Here is a 26,408-nt window from a genome sequence, read left to right as displayed (position 1 = left end):
AGGCGTATAGACTTCAGCTATGCCTGAAATTCCTGAGGAAGAACAGTGTATCGCGATAACACAATCCGGAAGTCGCTGTAGTCGAATAGCAAAGGGGGACCGCTTCTGTTTCCAGCATGACGATCGAATGAGATAATTGACGGAGCCGATTCGAGTTCAGACGGACTTCTAGTTATTGTCTCGGAACACCTCTCTACTGCGCCAGAGCAGCTATCCGGAGTCCAGCGAGATGTTGCCCAGAACGTCAACGATATTGTCGCACACGCTGGCGGTGTCGGGCAGGCGCTAAGATCTCTGGAGTTCACAGATGCAATCAACGGATTTCGGTCGACCGTGACAACTACTGGACCCTCAGCTGGCACAGGCGCTTTAGTTGGCGGCGCCGTGGGCTCACCATTCGGACCAATTGGGATTGCGGTTGGAGCGACAGTAGGAAGCTGGTACGGTGTATACCACAGTACGAAAGATGGTCGAGCGATAGCCGCTACGGTTGTTGAAGATGAAGATATCCCAGAAGATGCGACGATCAATTCATCTGAACACCCAGCGATCGTAGATTTGGCACCGGTTCAGCTCGCGATGAAAAGCGCACTCGAAACAGAAGGAGGTCAACCTGAGTGGCTCCGCAGCACCCTCACTCGAGAACGAGACATGGGGGCCGTTTCAGATGCACTTGAGGAACTGGAAGCCTACGACTCCACCGAGGAAGGTCATAGTTACTTCATCGAACATGAGGAGCACGGAGTGATCTTACAGGTTGTCTTCGGTAAACCACTAGATGCTGAATGAGCCCGAAATAATCGTCCCAATGGGTACTTTGATTCCATCTTACATGGCCAAACCCCTCAGTTCACCACCTCCGAATAGAGTTGGGCTGACCAAGGGTACCGCGTTAGTTGATGTGGTTCTATCTCTGATGCACGGCTGAGTCCTGCGAGGGAAGTGTTTTACTGCTGCGCTCACAATGTACACACATGAGTTCCGACTCCGAGAAAAAGCGCGTCCAGTTCCGAGCGCCGCGAGGGTTGGTCGATCGGGCCGATACCCTCGCAGCAGTGTTCGAGACGGACCGGACGGATATTCTCATCTCTGCTCTCCAAGAGTACCTCCGAGACGCGGCGCACTCCGACGAGATGAAGCAGGAGATTGCGGAGGCCTACTACGACGACGACATCACCTTTGAGGAGCTGAAAGCCCTTGTCGGCCACGAGGAGGCAGCGAACTTCCGGCTCCTGAAACAACAGCTGAGCGAGGCGTTCGTCGACGACGTGGCGGAGGAGCTGGCCGACGGCTAAATGGTACGCATCGTCGCCGATACGTCCGCCCTCGTCAGTTTAGGGACCGTCGCAGATTCCATGCCGAACCCACTCGACCTGCTGCTTGATGCGCACGACGTCATCCTCCCCGAGCAGGTCGTCGACGAACTCACCGAGACGGCTTCCTATGACGATGCCTCGGGTCAGGCGGCACAAGCCGTCCTCGATCGACAGGTCATGTTCGAGGTTCGCAGCGTTGAGCTCGATGAGACGTTTCCACTCGATGACGGCGAGAACGCGGCAGTCACACTGGCCAATGACGTCGATGCCGTCCAACTGCTCTGTGACGAGTTCAACCGACTCGCGATGGTGCATGCGTCACTAGCGGATACACGCCTTGTGACGACGCCGATCGTCCTTACAGCGCTCGTCCGAAACGACGTACTCTCCCCAGAGGCTGCCGAGGGGTTTCTTGACGAGATGAGCGACGCCCGTAGCTGGTCAGCGAATACCTACGTCGCACGGGCGAGGTCCACACTGCAACAGCAACGACAAGACGAGTGAGACGACCTGTACCTGCACGTCTTGGATAGACACCAATGGGATTCTACTCTACATTCACGCCGAGCATTCGCTTCGTCCGTCCCCAGAGCGACGAGCCCTCCGACTGGGTGCCGTCGTCAACTGAACGGGAATCAGCAGTTTCGGGTGTCGACACCTCCTGATCAGTTCGAGTGGCCTGTGCCGCTTCCATCTCTTCGAGTTCTGCTTCGAGTACATCGATACGCTTGGTCTTGGTTTCCAGGGTCGCTTCGAGTGTGTCGACGCGTTCTCGCAACAGCTGATTCTTCTCGATGAGATACGCTCGACTCCGCTCTGGGTCGTCGCTGGCGGCGACTCGGCCGGTGGTCGTGTCCGTCGGCTCGGACGTCTCTTGAGACTGCGGCTCGTAGAACTCTGAGGTAGTCTGGAGTGCACGCTTGATCGTCTTCTCACCGTACGTCGACCCATCGGCGTAGTGCACCTCGTCCCATTTTTCGCGCATCAATCCGGACTGCTGGAACAGCTGATCCATCCGCGACCGGTCCCCACCAGTCCAGAACGCCAGCAGACAGCACAGGGCCATATCGGCCTCTGAATGGCTGTCATAGCCGGACGTCCTACCGTTCCAGAGCCGGTCGAACTTTGAGCCGTTCGACGCGGTCCGTGCTTTCCGCAGGAGTTCCTCGTCGTCAAGATCGACATCGACTGTCGGTTCAGACGCATCCTCGGCCACAGGACCGCGACGATCTGTCTCGGACGTCGTGTCTGGCTCGGGGTCCTGGATGTACTCGCGGTGAATCGCCTCGAGGGCATCCTGTCGACGCGCGATGCGTCCAGGAGTGACCTCGACGTGGTCGCCGGTGACGGTGAAAAACCGGGCCGTGTCGTACAGCTCGACGCTCCCCCGTCGATTCCGACCATCAGGGAGATCACCGGTGATGAGCACATGATAGCCGGTTCCGGACGGCGAAATCTCCGTGTAGGAGTCAAGCCGTTCGATGATATCCCGTGCAGTGTCGTCGACGTCGCCGGACTCTGGGTCGCGGCAGTCGTCGAGGTCGACGCCGACGATTGGGTCGTCGTCAGTAAAGACGAATCCGATACCGTCGGCATTCCCAGCTGCGGCGTCGTCGCGTGCTGCCTCGAGGGCTGTCCACGTGTCCGGGTCGGTCGCCGATGCGAACGATCCTCTCTCGGGCGTCACTGGGACCTTCGTCTGTTTACTATCCCGCTCTTCGGCCCGCCAGCACACCCACTGGTCGCGCTCCCGGAGTGCTGCTGGAATCGCATCGAAGTTCATCGAGCACTCGGTGGTCATCCGTCCCACCCCTGCCAGCGGTCCGCAGTCGGCGTTCCCAAAACCATATATCTATTATGATATGATGGGCAATACCCCGGTCGCTGCAGCCAGCCCCTATGTCCCCCTGTCTTTCGAGACCTCAGTTCAGTCTTTACTGGTTGGTTGTGACGAGGCGTCTGGTTGGACAGGCACGCCGTACCGCGGTTCTGTATGGACACCCATCGTTGGTCGAATGCGCTGGTTGGACACTCTGGTTGGACACTGGCGGGAAAGCAAGCATTCGTGGCCCGAACGGGGCACGAATCCGAGGTTGGACATGCTCGCTTCTGCTGCCCGTCGGCACTGGAAACTCGGGGGTTGAACTGTATCATGAATCTGGTTGGTTGTCTGAGTCGAGGAGCATCTTGCTGTCTGGCGTCAGGGTGATTCCCGTGTAGAATTGGACTCGGTCCCCATCCTGGCGCGCCCGTTCGGTCTCGAAGTCGACGACCTTCCCCAGCTTCCGGGTGAACCACCCTTTGTCAGTCGTCCCATCGAGGTCATGCTGGGCGAGCCAGTGAGAGTACGACTCAAAGAGACGGTCTTCCGAGACCATCGCGTCCGGGGCTTCGCGAACGTACATGGCAGCAAACGCTTCGACGGCATTGCTATGCGCGTCGAGGTCCACCGACGGATCGGCAGCCACCGGGGGAGGTGTTTCAGCACCGAGACGACCGTTGCCCGCAGCCGAGTCCACAACTGGGGCATCTCCACCTGTCTCGGAGGCTGGCCAGAGTGATCCATCATCGAGGCAGTCCGACAGGGCATATGTACGACCGCTCTGGTAGACCACCGGTTGTCCGTCTGCAGGGACAACTACGACGATGAAGGCGTCCCGGGCCACCGTTCCGTCCGGCAATTCGTCATCGGGGATGAATGGACGCTTCACCGGGATCCACGCATCCTGGAACTCCGCTTTCGAGTCGTAGTAGTGGGTTTCACCTGGCTCGTACACTGTATACTTCCCAGTCTCTCGGTCGTAGCTGTACGTCGCCGGGAGGGCGTCTTTGGAGAGCTGGCTGTCTGCCGGGATCCGAGCGAACTCCGTCTCACCGTCCGAGAGGACGTACTCGTCATCATCGTGCATCCAGACCGTCCGGTTCGAGTCCCCTTCCCGTGGCCGAACAGCCGTTACGCCTCCACGGGTCGTCGCGCCACCACCGAACGTCAGGCGCTCATCGCAGGTGTAGAATCGCTCGGTACCGTCGGCCATCTCTCGGATGGGTGGCAAACAGATGTTCTCGACCCGCGCCGCCGTCTGGCCTGTCGTATCTCCTGGCCGGACGGCGAAGATCGGCGTTCGACCTGCCTCGCGAGCCCGGGCGAGGTTCCGGAGAACCTTCACGGGCCGGTCGGGAGTCGTCGTCTCGGCTTCGATGGTGAATGTGGTCTCGAACGCGGGATGAGTCGCCTTCGCGTCCGGCTGTTCACTCCCATCCTGCTCAAGGATGCTGACGCTGAACCCGCGTTCGGTGAGGGCACGTTCGGTGTCGGTGAGTAAGGCGTCGTGTTCCGCCCCACCAGCTGCCCGGACAGTCCCCGTCTCGGGCCGGATTGCATCCTCGCCGTCCTCGGACAGCCGCGCCACTACAGTGTCGGCCTCCACGTCCAGGTCGACCTCGATCAACCGGGAGGTGTCACGGACGTCTAGCAGGTCGACGGGGTCGACCTCGATGTCGAGATGGGCCTCGTCGTCACGATCGAGACGCTGCAGTAGCTCGTCGTCGACGACGGTGGTTTCCACCCAGCCGTTCTCCTCGCGGACGCTCTCCCGGAGCTGTACTGCACGGATCGCTTCCGCCATCGTCTCGGCCAGCACCTTCTCCGGGTTAGCGGCGTCGTTCGAGTCGCTATAGAGGAGGTTCTGTAGAATCTCTGCATCGGTCAAGGGGTCAGTCCCGTACCGAGCGAGACTCTGCCCGATAATGTCGTCGACGGCATCGGCCGATCGGAGCGGTGGATAGGGTGGGAACGAACGAATCAGGACGGGATCGGAGTATTGGCCTCCGCCCAGTGGGAGCTTCGTCCAGGCCTGGTACTGATCAGTCGAGATGAGGTCCTCGACCGTATAGCCCTGAAACCGTTTCATCAGAAGCCGCGCGTCGTCGACGTCGTTCACTGAGAAGGAGAGGAGCGTGTCGCAGTTGTTCTGCATCGACTTGAGGGTGTCTTCGTCGAACTGCGACGGGTACTGGGACGCCAGAGTGACCGAGAGGCGCATCGACCGGGCACGGGCGAGCATCGATTCGATGTCGAGGTTCTCACTCGCGATGTCGTCGAACTCATCACAGAGGACGAAGTACGGGTCCGGCTCGGAATCCTGTCCATAGGATCGGTGCTGGATGGCGCTCCAGAGGTTCCGCATCACGCCGAGCGTGACCATCTTCTTGATGTCCGTATTCTCGACGGGCGTGGAGACGATGACAATCCGGTCGTTGGCGACGATGTCGCGGAAGTCGATCGTGCTCTCGCGATGGGCGATGATTCGCCGAATGACTGCGTTCTCGACCCACGACTTGATGCGCTTCAGAAGCGGACGGACTGTCTCGTCGTCCATCTGGGCGATTTCGAGACAGAACTCACGCACGTAGGGGTCGTCGACGTCGAGAGCGAACTCTTCGCGGCGCTCAGCGTTCAACAGAGTGAAGTACATGTCGATCACCGAGAACGGCCTCTCGGACTGCATCATGGCGCGCGCCATCGACTCGGTGATCGACTCCATGTTCACCCCCCAGTACTCGTCCGTGTCGAAGATCGCTTTCAGGTTCTCGATGCGGTTCTCGATCTCGTTCTCACGCTCTGTCGTGGTATCGCAGTCGGGGAGTTCGAGGAAGTTGAGTCCGACCGTGCGGTCATGTTCGACCGATCCGGGTTCGATCCAGACGACGTCGTCGAGACGGTGCTCGGGGAGCATCCGGAGGAGTTCACGGGAGTCACGGGCCTTCGGGTCGACGTAGACGAATCCGTAGCCAGCGTACGCCCACTGGACCATCATGTTGAGCAACGCAGTGGTCTTGCCGTACCCAGTGGTGCCCGTGATCCAGAGGTGGCGGAAGAGCGATTCGAAGCGGAGGGGAGCCTCGCGGAACCCGCGGTGTGCGTCCTCGTCATAGCCGATCCAGAGGGGAGCCTGAGCGGTCTCGGCACCTGCCTCGAACATGTCCCGAACGTAGGAGCCAGCGACGACGCCCTCAGTCGCTGTGTCGGTGATGGTGGGTTTCCCACCGACGGAGGCCGTATCGGTGACTGAGACATCGTACGACTCTCCCAATCGTGAGTGGAGAGATGCATCTGGACCGGAGATCGAATCCGCTTCCATGGATTCGAGTTCGGAGATCGCGGCCTCGCCGTCCGCCCGAGCTGCGTCTGCTGGTTCTGTCTCCGGTTCGGTGGATTCGTCATTTCCGAAGAGCCGTTCAAACACCATCATCGCCTCCCCGCCCGATCTCATCCGCACCGGAGTTTCCACTGGCCACGTACTGCTCGAACTCGTGATTGTCACCCGATTCCCGTTTGGAACCATGGTCGTCAGCCCACGACTGGTCGTCAGGCTGAACACCTCCTGAAGCGGACATCCGTGCTGAGAATGCGGGAACATCAGCGGGGACGCCGACCCCAGCGGCTGTCTGTGACCAGTCCACAGTCGGGTTCTCCACAGCCTCGTTGGGAAGATGGACGAGTCCAGCGAGCTCGCGTAATGTGAGGACGTTCATCCGCCCCCACAGCGCACGTTTGAACCAGCTGTTGGGAGTGAGTGCGCGCATCGCGGTGGTCTCGAGGACGGCCGGGAGATGAGATGCAGATGCGTATCGAGGGATGAACCCCTGGTTGGTGTGCTCGTGATCAAGTGCGGTGACCGCGTCGGCAACGCGGCTGAGTCGGTGCTCGGCTGTCGAAGCGTTCGGTGCAATGGTTACGACACGGATCGTCGTCGCGAACGCCGGGCGACCCAGTTGAGCCACGATATCGTCGGCGGCCTGAGTGTCGCGTTTCGACTGGAACACCTGGGGGTGTAGATACCCTTCGACGGTACCCTGCCGACGGGCTTCTGCGATGTGAGTAACGTCGCCGCCTCCGACCCGACCGAGCAGCCCTCGCCGTGTCCACGTCCGGGTAACTGGCATAAACACGGTCTGAAGGACGGTCGTCTCGTCGTCACCGCCGATGAGGCGGGAGAGGATCGTTCGGTAGGGGTCGTCATCGAGTGGCGGACGAGAGTCGAGGTGTTTGACTGGATACGTTGCGTCCTGTCGGAGTTCGAGGTGGCAGCCAGCGACGGACTGCTCCGGGGAGATGTCCGGGAACCCGGTGCCGGTGACTTGCTGGGTGTCACTGTTGGGGTAGTGTGCGTTGACGAGGGCAATCGCGTCCTGCAGATCGGGTGCCCGAAGATAGAACTGGAGCTTCCCATCGGTGAACCAGATTTCAGCCGCGTAGACCGGTGCGTCCCCTCGATGGAGCGACCCGGCGGGCGCGGTATGGAAGCCACGGAGGAATCGCGGCCCTGCTGCAATGCCGTCGGTCTCGGGATAGGGTCGAATACGGATCAGAGACTCATTGTCGGTCGCCTCGTGGACCCGTTCGATGAGGTCTGGTGTGAGATCGGTGCTAGTCGGCGTTGCCGTCGTAGTTGTCGGGAACATTGTCGGAAAGGTCGTACGTGGTTGGCGTGCTAGTCTCGGCGACGGTCATCGGTGAGAACGGTGAGCATCCACTCGGGGAGGACGTTGAGGACGGCATCGCGTGCCTGGGAGTGGTATGGAAGCCGCAACCCCACGAACGCGAGCGCGACGCCAGCAGGAATCGCAGCGAGAATTCCTCTCGTGGTCGGAGCGACGATGCTGGGGAACGGGATGCCAGCGACGATGGTTAACAGACCGGGCAATAGTCCAACTCGACCAGTAATCATCCACCATCCGCGAGCGGGTCGCCAGATGCCGATAGCGAGATCGTGGCGAATCGCGAGGTCGACATACCAAGCGACACCAGCAGCGCCGATCAACCAGACAACTGCCGTGAATAGCTGCGCAAGCGGTGTTGCTGGAAGCAGGCCTGTCGAAAGGGATAGAAGGCCGAGTGCACCGATGCCTGCAGTTACACCCACGAGAAGGAAAACTACCCACGGACGGTGTTCACGGGAGCAGTACCCGCGCGGATCGTATCGGATGCGCTCGACCGCATGGGTGGTATACCCGACACCGACGAGGCCACCGACAATCCACGGGTAGGAAACAAGTGTGGAAGAGACTTCACTGGCAGTCGTGACGACTGCGCGAGCCCAAGCCCAGCCGGTAGCTACGGTATCGCTGAGAGCTCCGACGACGCCGGTTACGGAGGCGACGAGTGCAAGAAGTACGACTAGTCCGACGAGACATCCGGCCATACGACGGGCGAAGAGCGACGTCGCAGTCGGATCCGACAGCCAGTACGCAACATAATCACGCCAAGTAGGCGGATGGTCACGCTCACGAACTCGCTTGGCGCAGACGTCGGCCTTCCACGCGTCAGTCGGTCGATTCGCACACGAGTGACACAGAAGAACCCGATTTTCGATATTGTATACGTTGTCGACGATATCTCGAATGACGAACGGCTCACCATCTTCTAAATCGCCACCTACGGGGTGATGCACTGTTTCCTGACAGGCCTCGCAAGTGGCGCTTTCCCGCCCGAGTACCTCGTCCATCACTGCTGGAAGATCATATTCCAGTGTCAGAGGCGTGCGGACATTCGCCGTCCGCCGCGTTTCCCTGATGGGTGTGTACTCGTCGGGGTCCATGTGAGGACATGTCGTGCGAACTGTATTGGTTCTCATGCCGCGACGGTCACCGTCGGGAACCGTATCGAAGAGCGCGAACCCGCTCATTGCGCCGAACCTCCATGTTGGTCACTAGACGTATCGTCCGCTTCGATGATTGCCTCCTCTTCGGGAAGTGCGGTGACACGAAGTGGGTAGGTCCCGCCCTCGTCGATGTCCAGGAGGGCAGTGCTGAACCCAAGACCTTCCTTGCCGACAACAGCGTCACGGACGAACGTGGCCTGTGCGTCGGTCAGACCAAGCGCGTCGGCGTGTTCGGGAGTGAGATTCCCCTGGCGGTGGAGGAGCTTGATCGATGACTGGTTGATGAACGTCTCGGCTCCGTCGGTATCGTAGAAATCGGTGAGTTCCTGGGTGACGAAATGCAGCGACAGGTTGAGGTGGCGAGAATGGCGGGTCGTCCGTTTGAGCCACTCGACGCTCCCCGGTGACTCGACGAGGTAGTGGGCCTCGTCAATGGCGATGATCGTGTTGCCTGATTCGGCCTTGAGGCGCTCGTAGACGGCGTCGTACATCGGTTGCATCACGAGTCCCGCGAGTGCTTCGTCGGAGCCACCGCCGAACTGCTTCAAGTCGAGATAGATGACGCGGCTACCCGTGAGGTCGACCTCGGTCTGTCCATTCAGAAACGCGAACTGACCGCCGGACGTGAACGGCTCCAAGTTCAGGCGGAGATCCTCGGCGTGGCTCTGCCACTTGTCGAGTTCGCCGTCTGAGTAATCGTCGCCGTTGAGGACCTCGGTCGGGTCGGAAGCGACGTCACCGAGGACAGCCCGCACGTCTCCCACCTCGGGACTCTCGTGATGGTGGGTCGTCGGGTCGGCCGTGATACCGTTCTGGGCGTACGCTTCCCGAATACACCGCTCAAGAACCTGCCGTCGGTCGCCGAGTGGAGCACCGACGTACCCGAAGAACGATTCGAAGAAGGCCATTACGGCGCTAATGCGCTCGATGAACGGACTGACGTTTTCCTGTTCGAGGAGGTAGTCCGGTGTCGGCCGGATCTCGAGTGGGTTGACTGTCCGGGTGCCGCCGATGACGTAGTGCTCAGCGTCGAGACCAGCTGCCAGACTCGCAAACCCACCGACCGGGTCGATCATGACGATGTCTGTGTCGCGGTCCTTCGCTACGCGGCGAAGTAGGAGTCGTTTGGTGTCGTACGACTTCCCCGAACCGATCTCACCGGCGACCAGCACGTTATACCCGTTCTCACGGCAGAACCGATCGAGATACACGGGGGCGTCGGTCGTTGCGTGATAGCCGTAGAGGACGCCGCTCTCTTCGATCGTAGTGCTCGCAGCGAATGGGAACAACGCACCGGCGGCTTGCCCGAGCATGGGCGTCGTCTGTCCGAGGTCGTCCTTCGCGACCGGGCTTCCCGTCACCAGCGAATCGCCCTGTCGATACGCTGCGGACTTCGTCGTCAATCGCTGACGCTGCAGTTCACCACGAATACTGGAAACCGTGGTCTCGACCTGTTCTTTCGAGTCACCGCGGATGGTCAGATAGACACCGACATCGAGGATACGCTGGGCGTTCTCCTGCAGCTGTGTGTACACTGCTTCGTGGTCTCGGATACGGCGCTCCGTCACTGTCGCCTTTGCTGAGCCGCGATCCTGCGCCTCGATGTGGTCCACTTTGAGTGACTTGATTGCGCTCTCGAACCGCAGGAGCGACGTGCGAGGATCCTCTGGATCGGCGTAGATTGTCACATCGACGTCCGCGCTGGGATGGGTGCAGATACGGTCAAGCAACCCTGGCGACGCAGTCTCCGGGAATCCCGTCACGAACAGAATCTTGACCCACCGCTCACCCGTTCGTGCCGTGTCGGTCTCCAGACGGATACCGGAGGGTGCGACTCGTGTCGCGTGCATCCTTTCCCGGTGGGGGTGAGTCCCACCGTCAGTAGGTACGTCTTCAGTCCCGTCGTCTGCTGTCGTTTCGGTACTGACTCCCGGAATGAGTGCACCTAGTTGAGAGAACACGCTCATAGCCGGCCACCATCCGTTGTAGTGAAACCCTTGGTGTCGTTCGATGAATGCGATTCTTTGGTATCCTTTTCGCTCATGATGACGGGCGTCGTGCGAAGGTGAGGACCGTCGTCAGGGTACTCGGTCCGGCTGCCGGACCAGTATTCCTCGACGAGCGTGGCGAGGTCTGCCGCAGTAACAGGATGGGCGGAGACACCTTCGACACTCGTCAATTGCTCTGTGAGGTGGGTGCGCCGGTCACGAAGGATCGTACGTTGTCGCTCCTCGATCGCTTCGCGACGCTCGTCTCGCAGCAACACATCGGCGACCACTGAACCAAGGTACCTCCCGATGAGCGGGAGACTCTGCAGGCGGCTAACCCACGCATTGTCCTCGAGGCTGACCTCCTGAATTCCGACCGGGACGATGGCGTGGTACTGGCGGACGCTCGTTCCGCGTTCGTGGAACTCCTGCGGTCGACGCCGTCGGTACACTTCGACGATTTCGGAGAGTGCTGGCGTCGACTTGACGTCAGGGTCGGTCCGGCGATCGTCGTACGTAGCGGTCATCCGAGCTGGGTCGACGCGCCGCGCCGACGAGTGTATCTGCACCGAATAGTCGAGTGCATTCAAGACGGCGCCAAGTCCTCGGGCCGCTCTGTTCCATTGAGCTTGGTCAGCGAGCGCAAGGTTTGCTGGATCGATGCGGACGGCACCGACGAGGGTTTCGTCCTGACGACGAATCGCATCGGCTTCTGTTTCGACCGCGCGGACGTGGGTCAGCTCCCGTGCATCCGGTGGCGTCTCGGTACTTGTCTCAGCGGTTGTGTTGGTGAATGTCATAGTGTTCTCTCGTCGATGGTGGGCGACGAACGCGGTGATGAGGCCGACTGGAGTTCGGTGGTCGGGACAAACGTGCACATACGCCCCAGCGAGACCGAGAACGGCGAGCGCGAGCGCGACGCCAACGAAGAACCGGCCGGTCACGATGACGACGATTTCGAGTGTGACCATCGCGACGATGAGCGCTGGCACGAGAAACAGGAGGTCGGCATTCGACACCTCAGTGAATGCGAGGAATCCTGAGTCAGAGCCAACGTCATCGAGAATCCGGCGTTCTGGACCGTCGCCTCCTGGACCAAGGTCCCTCATTGCGACCCTCCTTCACCGCGAGCGTCGAATACCGAGTCACGACTGATCTGCGTCTCCTCGGCCGCACTAACACCCCAGTCCTCGCCGGCAACTGGTTTCGTATCGTACAAGATTCCATCTTCGCCCCGGTGGAGGACACCTGGATGGTCACCGTCTGAGTCGTAGGCAGCGGCAAACCGGTCGTGCTCCCGAACGATTAGCTGTCGAGTCTGCCCCTTAGATTCGATTGGCTGGAACTCACCATCAGAGACGTATCCGGGTTGGTATCGTTGTCCGTCCGAGAGGTCTCCCTCTCCGTCGACTACAACTAAGTCGAATCCCTCGATGGCATCGGCACTTACGTCAGTTTTAGCACTGGAGGTGCTGCCAGTCGTAGTACCACCAGAGCTTGGGCGACCGCCGGTTGGCGTTCCTACGGAAGCGAGACCACCGCCACTGCTACTAGACGTCCCGGGACCGAGCGCGCCGGCAGCGTTGGTACCACTCTCGGCTCCGACTGCGGCACCGCTTCCATCTCCGTTACGACTGGACGTCCCCCGATCAAACAGATCGCTTGGAATACCACTGCTTGCGGCCGAACTGGCGGCTGAACTCGCGCCGCCGACGTTCGGCATCGACGCTTTGCCAGCAAGCGTCTTTGCACCGGATTTCGCTCGTGAATACATGGCGACACCACCGATGCCGGCCATGATGCCACCGGTCGTCCTGGCCGCTCGTGATCCCAAGAGCATCCAGAGGGTCGCAACCAGCGCCGCGAGCTGAGTCACGAAGGTGACGACGGCAAACGCGATCGTACCGGCGACCGTGCTGAAGCCAGCAACTCCGACCGCACTTTCGACGAAGCCCATCGTCCCGGTCGCGATGTACGCCCCCGCACCGAGGACGAGTGCCGCCGGGAGTGGGAAAAACGCCGCGCGGATGAAGATACCCCATCCCTTCTGACCGAAGTGTCCGATCGTCTGCATCACGCCGCCGGTGTCGAACAGCATGAGCGCCGAGAACACCGGGAGGAAGACCATGAACGTGAGACAGAGGAAATACGCGAGAAGGGTCGAAATGAGGAGGATAGTCACGATCGCCGCCGTCGCAACCCAGAGCAACCCTGCGAGCAGCCCCGTCCCGAGGAGGGTCCCGATGCCGGACTGGGGACCCATCACGAGCTGATCTCCACGTGGCGCGACGGCGAGGATCAGCCCGTTCGCGAGGTGGAGGATAAACGCCCCGACCCACCACGAACCGAGAGTAAGGAAGAGATTTCGGACGAGATTCTGTTCGATTAGAAAGCCCTGTGTGGCGAACGTTGCCTCCGGCCGAAACCGACTCGCGAGTGCAACGCCGGCACCGACGATCCACACGAGGAACCCGAGCGGCAGGCCGACCGACGTCCAGCCGTTGTACGCGCCGGCCAGTGGCTGGTTCGTCGGAGGCCTGAAGACTACGATCTCGCTGCCGCGCATCGGCACTGGTCGGCGGAGGATCAGTTCGACCGTGCTACGGGCGAGTTTCTGCGTTGCATCGAGCGCGCCACCGAGGATGCTTCGCTTGGTGTTCTCGATGACGTTGCAGATCGCACCTCGAATTGGCCCTTTGCCGGCACAGGGAGCGTACGAAGTCGCATTCTGGGACGCGTTCGCCGAACGATTGACTCCCGGGATGGGATGGTTCGAAGGCGTTGTTGTCGCACTCCCATTCGAAGACGTCGACGTCGTTGTGTTGGTCGGAGGATCGCCAGGAGTCGTTCCAGGATCGGCAGCGAACACAGGCGCTACGAACCCGGTCAGGAGAAGCGTGATGGCGAGAACCACAGCAATACGGCTGCTGACTTGGGGATGAGATGCGGCGCCGATATCGGTCGTGGAAAGCATGAGAATGAACGGTGGCGTTGGTGTCTGCCGTGCCTCTGTGGAACCAGTTCGGAACGTCTCCCAGTGTCAGAACCACGGCGTCAGTTGGGCACACTGTGCGGCGTTGAAGCCAGCAGCGCCGGCGGCCTGTTCGCCGAGAACGATGATGAGGCCGAAGATAGGCCCGGAAACCATCGCCATAGTACCGGTGCGCCGATGCTCACTGGACCGTTCCGGGTTGCGGGACATCCCAGCACGGGCATGCTTGAATCCGCCGTAGAGCAGGCCACCGAGGAACAGGACTCCGGCCCCGGTTTGCGCCGCCCACTCGAACAGGGCGATTGCAGGCGTTCCACACAGACCGCCGCTACTTGACTGGGCAGCTGCGAGCCCGGTCATCGCAGCGAGGGTCAAGAGAGCAGTCACAGCTGGCGTCAAGACTCGAACGCTCCCAGCGAGGTTGTGTTCGATGTGGTCCCGAACACGAGTTGCCCAGGCAGACGTCTCCGAGTCGTCGTCAATGCTGGATCTCATGGCTTGACTACGAATCGTAGTACGAATCATAGCGACTTATATTCTTGGTATCGTTGAATAGAGTTTACTACGATTCGCACACCAGGACGACCCACTAATCGTCGCAAAGTATGTACAATGATATGGGAAGCGCCTCCAGATAAGGGAAAATGGAACTAACAACCCTCGATGAAGCGATCCTGGACGAACTCAACGAGGGTGCCCGAACGCAAGGGTTTCTCGTCGACGCGACGGGGGAACCGCGATACAAGGTACACGAGCGACTGAAGCTGCTGGTTGCTGCAGGGCACATCGAAAATATCCACGAGAACACGGCACTCTACGAACTGCGAACCGATCCGCGGAGCGATGGTGAGAGCTGATACTGTGACAGCGCAAGTTGAACAGTCAAATCCACGGGCTCGAGTCAATGGACCCCGACGATTATGCGGGTGAGAACGCTACTGTGAAGCATGAATGACTGGGTGACGGAGGGAATCGAGGATCCCATTGAAGAACGTCAGCGAATGCGTGAGCTGCTCTCCCAGGAGACTCGGCATCTAATTCTGCAGCTAATCCTCGGCCATCCGGCTCACCTCATGTCGGAAGCCGAGTTTGAGTATATGATTCCAAAGAACAAGGCTGCCATCCTCGACCACCTCGAGACGCTACAAGCGGCAGGGATTCTCGAAGTCTATGTGCATGAACCGAACGCGTCGACCCGAGATCTCCCATCGAAGTTCTGGGGACCGACCGAGCGCGGGGTCGAAATTCTCTACGAGCACAAATTCCTACGCGGCGTTCCGGTTGCGCGTGCTATCTACGAGAAGACGCGGAAGTCAGAGCGTGTGTTGCGTCACGAAAATGCACCACGACCAGCGCTTCCCGTCGCAGTCATCGAAGCCCTTGATTTCGACGAACCGGAAATAGACGCACCTGACGCGCGAAAATAGAGTTTGAGTCTGCGAATCCGGTGTGAGTGCCTCTGAACTGTGAGTTCTCGCACACCAGACGGTAGCTCTTAGCTACCATGGTCGGTCTTAGCGACCGGTCAATCTTTCCCGGAGATTGAGTCGACATCGTGTATTGAATTACGCTATCTATCGGCTATCTCGTAGCTACGCCCCTTTCGGAGCTTTCATAGCTAACACTCTTATCGTTGGAATCCCTATCCTCTTCTCAAGGATGTCGATCGATAGGGAGACGTTCGAGAACGCGAGTGAGGACGAGCTTGAGGGGCTCTCCGTCCCGGACCAAGTACTCGGGTTCTTGGCTGCAAACGACAATCGGGCGTTCAAGGCTCGTGAAATTGCCTCGCAGATCGGGCTCGACGAAGGAGCGGTCAGCACAGCTCTCTCTCGGTTGAAGGACCGCGAACTCGTCGAACACAAGGCAACGTACTGGGCGGTTACCGACGATGAGGACCGTCTTGACGGGTATAGTGGCTACGAACGAGCAACGGCGCTGTTCAACGAGCAGCTGGGTGAAGAGGACAAGGAGGCCTGGCGTGCGCACTCGCCGGACGAACGACATCCGAGTCTCGAGGACGAATCGTGACGGACGAGGACAGTACTCCAATCTACGAACCTGGCGACATCGTGTATGGTGACGACCCGTTCAAGGGGGAGGAAGAAGCGCGCCCGTGGCTCATTATCTCGAACCACGATACCCGACCGTTCCACGGCGAGCAATACATCGCACTCACGTTGACGACGAAATCCTGGTTAGACGGACTCATCGAGATTGCTGCAGAGGACTGGGTGCGTGGTGGAACGCCAGAGGAGAGCCGGATCGTCCCGTGGGGGGTCCAGTCGCTCGAAAGCGAGGATATCGATTTCTGGCAAGGCCGCATCGCTCACAGTTTACTTGAGGCTAGCATCGAAGCTCTGATTGACGAACTCTCGTAGCAGCTCATCGGAACAATCGGCATCGGCGCGCCAGTGGACTGAATATTGGGAGTAGCGTCCCGGTCGGAAGGTGTTCTCACGATCCAACTTAACCAACAGATTCGTATGAAACTCGCAATTGTTGGTTGATTCTTCGCGAACCACATTACTGAGTTCAGCTGGGGAAGGTGCAGAGATATGCAGCGAAGTCTGCTACTTATAGAGGTTGGCAGAGCATCTCACAGTATTGTACGAGTCCTCTCCATTCATTGGCAGATACAGCGGATGTATCTTGCCCGTCGTTTCTATCAACTGATGAGGATTTCGACTGAGTTCACTAGGTATATACTGCTTGGAAGACTTCTTTCGGGTATGAGCCTCGAAGAGACGGTTGATTACCTCGCCGAGGAACTCGATCTCGAGCGAAGTGACCACGTCCGAGAGGTCGGTCGGTCAGTCGCGGAGCTCCGCGACTAAATAAAACAGCTTTCGGCTTTGTTGAAATCCTTAGTAGAGGATCGGTTTCAGAGGCTCTGCTGAGTACACAGCGCGAGTCGGTCACGGTATTGAGCAGCCACGTGGAGGTGTGCCAGACACTCAAGCGACCGTCAGCAGGAGGAGCCAATACCCGGCGAGTCATACGCGCTACGCGCGTTCGGTACCATAACGGCGCGGCTTTTATTTAATTCCACTTGCCCGTTAGAACGGTGTGTTCGCTCCATCGCGCAGCATCGCTTGCCGGTTGAGTGTTCGTGATTTCTCCGAGCTCTCCGGCCGCAGTCCTGCGGTTAACGAGAATTACGGATTGAGGACTACGATTGAATCCGTTGAACCGTCGTTCCAAGCAGGGCTGAACGACAGTCAAATTTCTTTGTCCCTTCCTGTCGATACTGATATATGGGCAACGCACTGGCTCTTGTCGCGGTGGGTCTACTCGCGGCTCTGTTCTTTGGCGTTCTCCCAGTTGTACTGACTCTTGTCGTCTCTCAACTTCTCGAAATACTGGATCCTACTGTCCTTGTCGGGTTGTCCGCAGTCGGAGTAACAGTGCTCTATGCCGCTCTTGTCTGGTTCCGGCGTTCCTTCTGGGTGGCAGTAGTAGACATAGGAGCGTTGTGTCTGGTTACTGTTGGGTGGGGTGTCTCTAAGTTTGCAACCGCAATTCGAAGACTCGGAACTATCATCTCATTTATGGGATGGGTGAAGGCGGTCTTGGGACTGTATCCGGGAAAGGACTTCATCAAAAACCGACGAGAAGACGTTGTTCAACGGGGAATCAAGTATCACGAGCGCGGTGACGTTGAAATCAAGGACTCTCCCGAAGCCCTCGCTCGGGACACGCGGCAGGCATACGATGACGCCGGGCGTCGGCTTTCGAACGGGGAGGCAGTTCTCGGACTCACGCTTGCAGGTGTAACGCTCCTTCCATCTAATTCACCCATAGTTCCATACTCAGAACTACTCAGTTCGCCAGCGGTTGGTGCGAGCCTATCGGTGACCCTCGTACTAGTAGTTACCCTCCGCCTTTCGGCCTTGGACATGGTATTAGTTCGTGACCCCGCGGACTCGGGAGAACTCGCTCGATTGGCGGTTTACCGGGATTGGAACAGAACCATGTCAAGCGGTGCTGAGGTTGTCAAGACGCTTTTGATGTTTCGAGTCATGCGAAGCATCAACGACTCGGCCTACGACTTCTATCTTGACTGGGTATTTGAAAAAGACATTAACGGAGAGGGTGCAGGAACGATTGAACTTCTACTCGAACTGAGAAGGCCGATGTTCGCTTTCCACATCGCCGAACGCGAGGGAATCTTACCGTCTGAAGCGAGCCTTGAACTCTACGGGTGGGACGTATTCTCGCAATTCAGTTTTGGCCCCGGAGAAGACCACTCGCCATCGGATGAAACCCCAACTTCTCGATTTGACGCCGTGTTGCTTCCATTCCTTCGCCTCAAATACGAAATCAGGGATATGGTTCGAATTGTTAGAGCCTACCAGTTTGCTGAGAAAGAGGAAATGACTCCCGAAGAAGCAAGCAGAGAACTCTACGATGAGAACGTGATACCCGAACCAACTGACAGATATGAGGGCGAACAGGAGTCTGACGATTAGAGATGACACTCCTTGATCTCAAACAAGAACTAAGCGGGTTGAGGGAGGTTGACTGATACAATGGGGAAACTCGAAAATTCAGTGAGATGGATATGGAGCAATCGAGTATCCTTGGCCGCCTACTCTCTTGTTGTAAGCGGCATCATCTGGGCAATTACTGAGTATGCAGGATGGGTAAACCTTGTTTCAATCAACCCACCATACCAAGCAAATAGTTTTGCTCAAATCGCTGGTGCTGTAGGTTCAATCGTTCTTAGTTTCGCATTGGTGCTTCTCTACGCCCAGCAGACAGAAATTCAAGAGAACCAAGAGCGACTGATGGAGCAGGAGTTCAAGCCGTATCTTACTGGTGAAATCACCTCCTTGAATGTCGTTTCTGCTCAATTTGCAATTCGAAATAGTGGGAACGCAACTGCATACCATGTCGAAGCAGAATGGACTGTTGCAGGAGAAACACGGTCTTGGGAAATTCCCAGTCTACCTCCCGGAGAGGAATACGGTTTCCCAGTAGTTGTTGATGGTGACAACTGGCTACTGAATACTGATGAAATCCACGACTATCTTGATGAAAATGATTCTTCAACCGAGATAGAGTACGATATTTGGTGCTATGATAGGTTTGACGAGAGGATTCATTTTGACGGGAGCGTGGATTTCGGAGTTCTCTCGGAACGGTCTGAAGCCAATGAAATCTGGGATGAAGAACCGCTAGAGGAACTAAGCAACGAAGTCAAGAAAATCCGAAAAGATTTCAAGAAACTCACCAGATACGAAAGAAATCGTGATAGGGCGGCGAATTGGAAGCACCGAACTGAGCAGACCAAAATTCTGTATGAACTAATCCAAGAACACGATGAGATTGACAAATCCCAACTAAATAGTCTATCTGGAATCAGTGAAGGGAATGTTGAATATCGGCTCAAAGCCCTGAGAGACATTGGCGCGATTAAATATGATGAGGACAGAGGTGTAGCAAGTCAGCCTCCGTCTGCTGGACAGAACCGAACTCTCGATGAATTTGTTCGCTAAACGGCGATGTGCTGTCTGTAATAGCGGAAGTACGCAGTACGACATTGTACATCTCAGTTGGAATGAACCCGGTCGATTAAGACTCTGTGAGGACTGTTTGGATGACTTGATGAACGCCGATGCTACCTGTGTACACTGTGGGTCGTATGCGCAGTACGGGACGTGGACGACAAAACGGTGGGACAAATATGGCAGTGTCAATGCTCAAGACATACAGAGAGTTCCCAAGTACCGGCTACTATGCAAACTACACTTTCAGGAATTGCTCAACAAGGTAGAGTCGAGAGCGAGGCAGGCTCGGTTAACTGACTTTGAGTAGGCGTTAAGTGATGTTCTCGTACTTGATGAACAACCGCTCCTCGGTCATCTCGCTGTCGAGCACATCGACACAGTTGCGCAACCACTCGATGAGGCCGCGCAGGTCGTCGTCCAGTCCATCCTCGTGTTCGGTGGCCCGTTCCAACTCATCGGCGAGTCGCCGGCCCTCGTTCTCTATTGCCTCGGTGACGTACCCGCGCCGAAACGCGTGCCGACCGACCGAGCCGGGGCACTTGCTCGACGTGTTGTAGGACGTTGCCTCGCACTCATCGAGGTCGCGGTCCATCGGGCACTCTCCGGTGTAGTGGCAGGGCCGAGTCACGGTGTAGATGTGCCGCTGGATGGTCGAAGGCTCGCATCGTTTCCCTCGCGTGGATATGAGTAGGAGCGCCGAGGCCGAAAACGGGGGTAACCCGGTGACACTGAACAGCATCTCCTACGGTCAGACCCCTGCAGCTGCCGTCTATAGGAGGGCAACGACGGACACGCCTGATAATTCGGAGGGCATCCCTTAGTTATTTCCGTGACAGGACGGGAACATTCGTGCTGAACTCACGCTCTATATGCAGCACGTGATCCCTGTCATCCGATGAGGGTTTCAACAAAGCACAGATCTCTGAAATACCGGCTGACGAGTCCTGACTCCCTGCTTTGTTGGCTTCGCCTGACTGAGGACGACGAACAGGAAACCGTAGTGCTGTCGCTCACAAAAGGAGGCGAACAGGCCGGAGAGCAGCCGCCTACTCCGGCGGTGGGCCGTCTTGGAACGCTGCTAGTGACACGGCCCGTGTCGTGGTTGGAGTGTCGCCAGGCCTAGTGGGCTCTTCTAGTGGTGCCTCGACGGCTTCGATCGCGAACGACCACGTATTGGAGCCCCATACGGCACTATTAGCGATCTCCTCCGCGCCCAGGTCGACTACACCACTCGTCGGAGCGTCTTCAGCGTGGAACACGTCCGCGCCGTGTGCTCCTTCGCCCTCGTGGCAGCTGACGAGGTCGTCATCGAGGAGCCGAGAGAGGGTCTTGGCGACGTGCCGCTTCGACACGTCCGTCGCCTCCGCGAGCTCTCGGGCAGTAGCAGACTGTCGCGACCGGAGGGCTTCTATGATGACCTGCTGCACGTCGGTCGCAACCCACTCGACGCCAGGCACTCGGCAGTCCGCGAACCCAGCCGGCACGGCACTGGTGTGGACGAAGACGGTGGCTGTATTGTCGGGGTCGTCGGCGTCTCGTGCGTATCGACCAGCGGATTGTGCGACGTGATTCTCGCGAACGGAAGCGAGAATCTCGCTGGCCGTGTCGGCATCGGGACCGACGAAGCCACGTCCATGTGCGCGTTGCTGTTCCCCATCTGCTGACTCCACGGTTTCTGGCTCGGCGTGGAGGTCGCACTCGGCGAGGAGGTTCAACACGTAGTCGTCGCCCGGGTCGATCGATCCGTGGACGAGTCCCACGTCGCGATCGCCGAACTCGTCGCGGGATCGCTCCTCGCCGAAGTGCATCGTTTCGGGGTCGTCGACACCGACCTCTCGCATCAGCTGTTCGACCTCGTGCTCGACGCTCGCGGCAGTGATGCAGGTGTCGAACGCGTCGCCGAAGTGGTGATCGAGGTGATCCAAGAGCACTCGCGTCGCATCGGGGTTGAAGTACTCACCACTAGCGAGCGGCCGGACGGCGGCGCCAACTTGGACGACCTTGAGGCCGCGCTCGTATCGCCGCCAGAGTCGGCGCTCGTCGACGTCGAGGACGCGATCGGGGACGATGTCCGTAGTGGTGTTGCGTTGCCACAGCGGGACGCTGGGATGGGCGTCGAGACCGACCACGCACCGCGCCGTCGAGAGGTCAGGAACGTTCCGAACGGTACGTACGCGGTTGTTGTCGTCGACGACGACGGAGACCCACGTCCGCGACCAGCCGTCGTCGTCGCGAGCGTTAGCATCGAGTCGGGGCGGGTCGTGAGTGACGGTACCCACGCTACGCCCGTTCTCGTCGAAGCCCTGCGCCAACGCGGACCAGATAGCATCGGTCAACGCGGGTGCGAGCGTGTGGGCGTCGGGATGTTCGAGATACCACTCCCGGTCCGGTTCGTAGTTGAACACGGCCGCCGTCGCGTTCGCTTCTCGAAGGACGTCACCGTGGACGCCCTGTCCGTACGCAGTCCGCGCTAATTGGACGAACGACTCCCATGTGGTCACCGGCGCGCCCGCCGCTTCGAGGAACGCCGTAACGGCGCGCTGAATGCGGTCGTTTGTGAGGTGGTCGCCGTCGACGGCGAAATCCGGCCGCTCGTCGAAGATGACGTTACACGACTGGGTGAGCCCGGGCACGTACGCGAACTGGTGCGTCGCGTGGATCACGTCGACGGCAGGATCTCCCTCCTCCGTTCGTGGGAGTCCGTCCCACTGGCCGATTGCGGGGCACGGGTCGTCTCCACGAGAGCACGGTAGTTCGATGTCTTGGTCGTTGTGTTCGGCGAGATACGCGTGGGCGGTCGAGAACGGGACACCACGACCGTCACAGACAGCGTCGAACCACTGGGAGGCGGGCGTCCGATTCATCGTGATCTCGACGGTCTCGTCCTTCTCGTCCTCCTCCGACGGATCGTGGATGCCGTGGGCCACGGGGCACGCTTCCTTTCGTCCCCGAAGGACTGCGTGCGTCACACCGCTGGCTTCTCGACTGTGTTCGATGGCAGCATCGCGAGCGTCTCGGGTCGGGCTGAAGTGGACGACCGGCTGTTCGCCGGTACAGTCCGCATGGTGAAGCCAGGGCTCGGTCGCGACGGTGTAGCTCTTACCGAGTCCCGTCGGGGCGTCGATGACGACCTCCTCCTGATGCCGAATAGCGTCAAGTAGACGATTCCAGAGACGCTCGCGCGCCTCGTCGGTCGACGGCCACTCGATATCTTGAGCCGCCGCAGCACGCTGCCGCTCGTCGTCATCGAGGGCGTCCAGCTTCGCGAGTGGGAGCGCGCTCACTGGGTCGGCACCGTCGGGTTCGTACTTCGGAATGTGGGCACCGCGATCGCGGAGTGCGTCGACGGCGGCCCAGAAGTCCTCGTCGCTCGGATACTCGGTTTCCGAGGAGATGATCCTCTCCTCGAGGGCGACGACCTGGAGCGCATCGAGGCCGTGCATCCCCTTGCGGTAGACCCAACCACGGTCAACCTGCGCAAGGCGAGTACCGCTCTTCGACTGCGCCCAACTCGGATCGAGATCGAGGCTCCCGTCGCTCCGTTCGTGGGTGACGGTCGACCGGAGCTGGATGTCGGCCGGTCCGGTGTGCTGGATGGCGTCGAACACGTCCTGGATCTCGGACGTGGTCTCGATGTCGGCGAGTTCGGCCTTCGACAGGTCGGGCGTGCGGTCGAGTTCGTCCGGCCGATCACCGGGAGCGGTGGCACGTGCCGCGTCGAGGGCACCTGGATGGGTGGCGACGATGTCGTCGACGATGCCCTGGATGTCTCTCGTGGACGTCTCGGTACCGGGGATGTGGTCACCAGTGACCGTGGTGTACCGATGACCGGGATACATCTCGAGTTCGGCATCCGGCCATTCCGGGGACGAGAGGTCGATCGTGAGCGTCGTCACGCCCTCCGGGAGACGGAAGCCACCGAGTGCGTGCGCGCCTGTCCCCGACGGAGACCACTCGCAGAATGTCCCGGCCAGCTGCTCCAGGAGATTGACAGCGCCCGGGGCGATGTCGCCGGTTTCTGGGTCGCGAATGTCGTCGAAGTCGAGGAGGCCAACGTGCGGTTCCCTGGGCACGTCTTCCTCGGGATCCACCCAGGCGTACTTCTCGTCGTCGTCCCAGTCGTCACGGTCGGGACCGGTGAGGTAGTACGCGAATCCGAGGTCGTCGTCGTGGTCGACCCAGTTGCTGGCAGTCTCAAAATCGAACCAAGCGTTGGGGTCCTTCGCGCCGACGAACGCGTAGCCGACGGCTTGATCCGAGTACCCCCAGCTGGGGTTCCGGGGCACCTTTCGGTCGTCGCTGTACTGCCAGAGCAACCAGCGGGCGCCATGTTCGGCGAGATCGGTGGGGAAGGTGTTGGGCTCGACGCCGTGGAGGTCGACCGCCGCATCGTCTTGCCGGCCGTTAGTGGCTAGGTCTGCGTACGTTGCTCCCTCTGCTTGAGGTGTCGAAGACGCCGCAAACGAAGGGTTCTCAGCGGTTTCCGTCTCGTCGGAGTTCGAGTCTCCGGTGTCCACGCCCAGTCGCTTGACGTGGTGGTCACAGAGCGAACCAGCGCCGACGGTGGTCGTGGCTTCCTGCTCGCACGACGGCATCGAGCACTGCTGGTCCGCGGGGACGGTGCGCCTCACGCGAGCACCCCCAAATCGACGGTATGGCCACTGTGGGCCTTTTTATACGCAGGATTTAACCAAAGTACAGTAAGCCTAGGCCGGGATTTGAACCCGGGCTCTCGTCCTTACCAAGGACGCGCTTTACCGCTAAGCTACCCAGGCGCGTACCACTGCTTTGCCCGATTTGTCTTTAGGCGTTTCGATTTCGACAGTCCGTGCCAGACCGAGGCACGCGACGTCACTCGCTCCCCCACCGAGTCGACTCACGAGTCGGCCGACGAGGCGACGCGGTCCTCCGCCAGCGCGGCGACGCGCTCGCCGGCCGACTCGGGGAGCGCGCTCACGGGCGGCATCGGCTCGTCGCCGTCGCGCGCGAGGTTCGCGGCGTACGTGAGCAGTTCCGCGGGCGCGAGCGCGCCGACGGCCGCCGTCCCGGTGACGACGGCCAACTCGAACACGTCGGCCTCGAGGTTCCGGTCGAGTTCGCCCGCCGCCCCGTCGGCGGCGTCGCGCCGGAGCGTCTGGTCGCGCCCGAACGCGCGGACCGTGTCGACGGCCTTCTCGGCCGCGCCGGTCCGCGCGAGCAGGTAGAAGCCGCGCGAGACGAACACGTCCGCCGCGAGCACGTCGAGGTCGGCGTCGATGTCGCCGACCGCGTCCAGGTCCACCGCGGCCCACGGCTCCTCGTGCGCCAGCCGGCGGGTGAGCCGGAGCCCCTCGTAGATGAGCTGGACGCCGGCGGCGTGTTCGCGGACGCCGTCGACGCCCCCGTCCGGGTCGAGCGCCCTGGCGCTCACGAGCGTCAACACCCCGGGCGTCATCTCGGCGTCGGCGAGTCGGCCGGTCAGCGTCTCGTGGAGGGGGACCGGCTCGATGTCGGCCAGCGCCTCGCCGGCCGCCTCGCGGACCCGCACGGCGTCGTCCATCGGTTTTCCCTTGCGCCGGCACGGGCAAAGGCCTTTGGAAACGGCCCGCAATCCCGGCGCATGATACGCTCGGCGACCGTCGCCGACGGCGCGGTCCGCGCCGTCACCATCGACCGGCCCGCGGTCCGGAACGCCCTCCGCCCGGCCGACCTCGACGCGCTGGAGGCCGCCGTGGTCGAGGCGACCGAACCGGTCGTCCTCCTCCGGGGTGCCGGCTCCGCCTTCTGTGCCGGCGCGGACCTCGACGTGGTCGCCGCCCTGACGGACCCGGCGGCGTTCGCCGCGCACGGCCAGCGCGTCGCGTCCGCCATCGAAGGGGCGTCGTCCGTCGTCGTCGCCGGCGTCGACGGCGCGGCCCGCGGCGGGGGTGTCGAACTCGCGTTGGCGTGTGACGTGCGCGTCGCTACCCCCGAGGCCACGTTCGCCGAGACGGGCGTCCGCCTGGGGCTGTTCGGTGCGTGGGGCGGGACGGTCCGCCTCCGCCGGGTGATGCGCGAGGGAGACGCGCTCGACTTCGCGCTCTCGGGACGCGCGCTCGACGCGGAGGCGGCTCTGCGGACGGGGCTGGTCTCCCGCGTCGTCCCGGACACCGCCACCGTCGCGGCGGAGTTCGCGGAGGGTGCGCCCGAGGCGCTGAAGACGCTGAAAGAGCGGCTGCGCGACGACGCTCCCCGCGACGAGCGCGAGCGGGCCGAACGCGAGGCGTTCGCCGCGCTCCACGACGCCCGGTTCGGCGCGTCCGACGGGCAGCGCTGACGTGACCGGAAACGTTGAACTACTCGGTCACATACTGGAGGGCATGACCGGTCCCCACGACCACGGTACTCCCGTCACGCGGCGGCGCGTCCTCGCCGGTGCGGCGACGGCGGCGCTCGTCTCGACCGCCGGCTGTCTCGGATTCCTCGGCGGCGGCGGTGGTCCCGAGGCGTCGAACCTCCCGGACAGCGGCGACCAGTCGCTCCTCGAAGACGTGCAGTCGTTCCCCTCCGAGGGGACCGAACACGTCGCCTCGGGGACGAACGTCGACTACGCGCGACTGCCCCCGCTGTCGGGACCGCACTACTCGAGCCCGCTCGAGGTCGGCTTCTACGACCAGCCCCGGCCGCTCGGCAACGTCGTCCACTCGCTCGAACACGGCGCGGTCGTCGTCTACTACCGTCCCGACGCGCTCACCGAGGAGGCGCGCGCGAGCCTCCAGAAGTGGGTCAGGAACCGCACCGACCCGTGGGGGAGCGTCATCGTCGTCCCCTACCCGTACGAGAACCCCCAGTCGCCGTACGCGCTCACCGCCTGGCGGCACATCCTGCGGCTCCAGGAGTACGACGTCGAGGTGATGCGGGCGTTCTGTGCGGAGTACCTCGGCCGCGGTCCCGAGAACCCGGTCCGGTAGTGCGGT

The 26,408-nt window shown here is 60.5% G+C and carries 23 protein-coding genes and 1 tRNA gene; 12 read left to right on the top strand and 12 right to left on the bottom strand.

Features of this window, described 5'->3' with window-relative positions; all coding sequences use genetic code 11:
- Window positions 1-19 precede the first annotated feature (19 nt).
- From AC6RUA_RS07325 to AC6RUA_RS07310, 4 genes are all read left to right on the top strand, one after another.
- Window positions 20-136, top strand: coding sequence for a DUF5763 domain-containing protein (locus AC6RUA_RS07325; protein ID WP_499815275.1), 117 nt, complete (start codon window positions 20-22; stop codon window positions 134-136).
- Between the two features lie 197 nt (window positions 137-333).
- Entirely contained in the window at window positions 334-789 is a 456-nt protein-coding gene (locus AC6RUA_RS07320) for a hypothetical protein (RefSeq protein WP_499815274.1), read from the top strand.
- A 185-nt stretch (window positions 790-974) separates the two neighbouring features.
- Complete coding sequence (locus AC6RUA_RS07315; RefSeq protein WP_499815273.1) at window positions 975-1,295, top strand: hypothetical protein; 321 nt, start codon at window positions 975-977, stop codon at window positions 1,293-1,295.
- A complete protein-coding gene (locus AC6RUA_RS07310) occupies window positions 1,296-1,820 on the top strand; it encodes a PIN domain-containing protein (RefSeq protein ID WP_499815272.1) in 525 nt (174 codons plus the stop codon).
- A gap of 43 nt (window positions 1,821-1,863) precedes the next feature.
- On the opposite strand, the gene AC6RUA_RS07305 is transcribed toward AC6RUA_RS07310, so the two are convergent.
- The 8 genes from AC6RUA_RS07305 to AC6RUA_RS07270 all read right to left on the bottom strand — a co-directional run bounded on the left by AC6RUA_RS07305 (window position 1,864) and on the right by AC6RUA_RS07270 (window position 14,455).
- On the bottom strand, window positions 1,864-3,117 hold the full coding sequence (locus AC6RUA_RS07305) for a phage NrS-1 polymerase family protein (RefSeq protein WP_499815271.1): 1,254 nt from the start codon (window positions 3,115-3,117) through the stop codon (window positions 1,864-1,866).
- A gap of 349 nt (window positions 3,118-3,466) precedes the next feature.
- Window positions 3,467-6,565, bottom strand: a complete 3,099-nt coding sequence (locus tag AC6RUA_RS07300; protein WP_499815270.1) for a type IV secretory system conjugative DNA transfer family protein — start codon at window positions 6,563-6,565, stop codon at window positions 3,467-3,469.
- A complete protein-coding gene (locus AC6RUA_RS07295) occupies window positions 6,555-7,781 on the bottom strand; it encodes a DUF8128 domain-containing protein (RefSeq protein ID WP_499815269.1) in 1,227 nt (408 codons plus the stop codon). Before AC6RUA_RS07295 ends, AC6RUA_RS07300 begins: the two co-directional genes overlap by 11 nt.
- 29 nt (window positions 7,782-7,810) lie before the next feature.
- Window positions 7,811-9,004 (bottom strand): hypothetical protein, encoded by a 1,194-nt coding sequence (locus AC6RUA_RS07290; RefSeq protein ID WP_499815268.1) that lies wholly within the window; start codon window positions 9,002-9,004, stop codon window positions 7,811-7,813.
- Complete coding sequence (locus tag AC6RUA_RS07285) at window positions 9,001-10,947, bottom strand: VirB4 family type IV secretion system protein (RefSeq protein ID WP_499815267.1); 1,947 nt, start codon at window positions 10,945-10,947, stop codon at window positions 9,001-9,003. Before AC6RUA_RS07285 ends, AC6RUA_RS07290 begins: the two co-directional genes overlap by 4 nt.
- The gene (locus AC6RUA_RS07280) at window positions 10,944-12,077 is read right to left on the bottom strand and encodes a TraC-like domain-containing protein (RefSeq protein WP_499815266.1); all 1,134 of its coding nucleotides are present in this window, start codon (window positions 12,075-12,077) and stop codon (window positions 10,944-10,946) included. Before AC6RUA_RS07280 ends, AC6RUA_RS07285 begins: the two co-directional genes overlap by 4 nt.
- Window positions 12,074-13,942, bottom strand: a complete 1,869-nt coding sequence (locus tag AC6RUA_RS07275; protein ID WP_499815265.1) for a TrbL/VirB6 family protein — start codon at window positions 13,940-13,942, stop codon at window positions 12,074-12,076. Before AC6RUA_RS07275 ends, AC6RUA_RS07280 begins: the two co-directional genes overlap by 4 nt.
- A gap of 66 nt (window positions 13,943-14,008) precedes the next feature.
- Window positions 14,009-14,455: a hypothetical protein gene (locus AC6RUA_RS07270; RefSeq protein WP_499815264.1), complete on the bottom strand. Its 447-nt coding sequence runs from the start codon at window positions 14,453-14,455 to the stop codon at window positions 14,009-14,011.
- Between the two features lie 149 nt (window positions 14,456-14,604).
- On the opposite strand from AC6RUA_RS07270, the gene AC6RUA_RS07265 reads away from it, so the two are divergent.
- From AC6RUA_RS07265 to AC6RUA_RS07240, 6 genes are all read left to right on the top strand, one after another.
- Window positions 14,605-14,817, top strand: coding sequence for an ArsR family transcriptional regulator (locus tag AC6RUA_RS07265; protein ID WP_499815263.1), 213 nt, complete (start codon window positions 14,605-14,607; stop codon window positions 14,815-14,817).
- Between the two features lie 90 nt (window positions 14,818-14,907).
- A complete protein-coding gene (locus AC6RUA_RS07260; RefSeq protein WP_499815262.1) occupies window positions 14,908-15,387 on the top strand; it encodes an ArsR family transcriptional regulator in 480 nt (159 codons plus the stop codon).
- A gap of 232 nt (window positions 15,388-15,619) precedes the next feature.
- Window positions 15,620-15,991: a MarR family transcriptional regulator gene (locus AC6RUA_RS07255; protein ID WP_499815261.1), complete on the top strand. Its 372-nt coding sequence runs from the start codon at window positions 15,620-15,622 to the stop codon at window positions 15,989-15,991.
- A complete protein-coding gene (locus AC6RUA_RS07250; RefSeq protein WP_499815260.1) occupies window positions 15,988-16,341 on the top strand; it encodes a type II toxin-antitoxin system PemK/MazF family toxin in 354 nt (117 codons plus the stop codon). The genes AC6RUA_RS07255 and AC6RUA_RS07250 overlap by 4 nt, the downstream gene beginning before the upstream one ends.
- Before the next feature lie 876 nt (window positions 16,342-17,217).
- Window positions 17,218-18,432 (top strand): hypothetical protein, encoded by a 1,215-nt coding sequence (locus AC6RUA_RS07245; protein ID WP_499815259.1) that lies wholly within the window; start codon window positions 17,218-17,220, stop codon window positions 18,430-18,432.
- Between the two features lie 60 nt (window positions 18,433-18,492).
- Window positions 18,493-19,461 carry a DUF8453 domain-containing protein gene (locus tag AC6RUA_RS07240; protein ID WP_499815258.1) on the top strand — a complete coding sequence of 323 codons (969 nt, stop codon included), beginning with the start codon at window positions 18,493-18,495 and terminating at the stop codon, window positions 19,459-19,461.
- Window positions 19,462-19,783: 322 nt separating this feature from the next.
- On the opposite strand, the gene AC6RUA_RS07235 is transcribed toward AC6RUA_RS07240, so the two are convergent.
- The 4 genes from AC6RUA_RS07235 to AC6RUA_RS07220 all read right to left on the bottom strand — a co-directional run bounded on the left by AC6RUA_RS07235 (window position 19,784) and on the right by AC6RUA_RS07220 (window position 25,012).
- Window positions 19,784-20,065 (bottom strand): hypothetical protein, encoded by a 282-nt coding sequence (locus AC6RUA_RS07235; RefSeq protein ID WP_499815257.1) that lies wholly within the window; start codon window positions 20,063-20,065, stop codon window positions 19,784-19,786.
- Between the two features lie 454 nt (window positions 20,066-20,519).
- Complete coding sequence (locus AC6RUA_RS07230; RefSeq protein WP_499815256.1) at window positions 20,520-24,104, bottom strand: hypothetical protein; 3,585 nt, start codon at window positions 24,102-24,104, stop codon at window positions 20,520-20,522.
- Between the two features lie 72 nt (window positions 24,105-24,176).
- Window positions 24,177-24,248 (bottom strand) — tRNA-Thr (locus AC6RUA_RS07225).
- A 101-nt stretch (window positions 24,249-24,349) separates the two neighbouring features.
- On the bottom strand, window positions 24,350-25,012 hold the full coding sequence (locus tag AC6RUA_RS07220; RefSeq protein WP_499815255.1) for a DUF7114 family protein: 663 nt from the start codon (window positions 25,010-25,012) through the stop codon (window positions 24,350-24,352).
- 60 nt (window positions 25,013-25,072) lie between these two features.
- Between AC6RUA_RS07220 and AC6RUA_RS07215 the strand changes: the two genes are divergently transcribed.
- Window positions 25,073-25,768: an enoyl-CoA hydratase/isomerase family protein gene (locus AC6RUA_RS07215; RefSeq protein WP_499815254.1), complete on the top strand. Its 696-nt coding sequence runs from the start codon at window positions 25,073-25,075 to the stop codon at window positions 25,766-25,768.
- 43 nt (window positions 25,769-25,811) lie between these two features.
- Entirely contained in the window at window positions 25,812-26,402 is a 591-nt protein-coding gene (locus AC6RUA_RS07210) for a thioredoxin-like domain-containing protein (RefSeq protein ID WP_499815253.1), read from the top strand.
- Window positions 26,403-26,408 lie beyond the last annotated feature (6 nt).

Source organism: Halorarum sp. SLYT50 (assembly GCF_059821265.1).
This window is presented reverse-complemented; position numbering and strand designations above follow the sequence as displayed.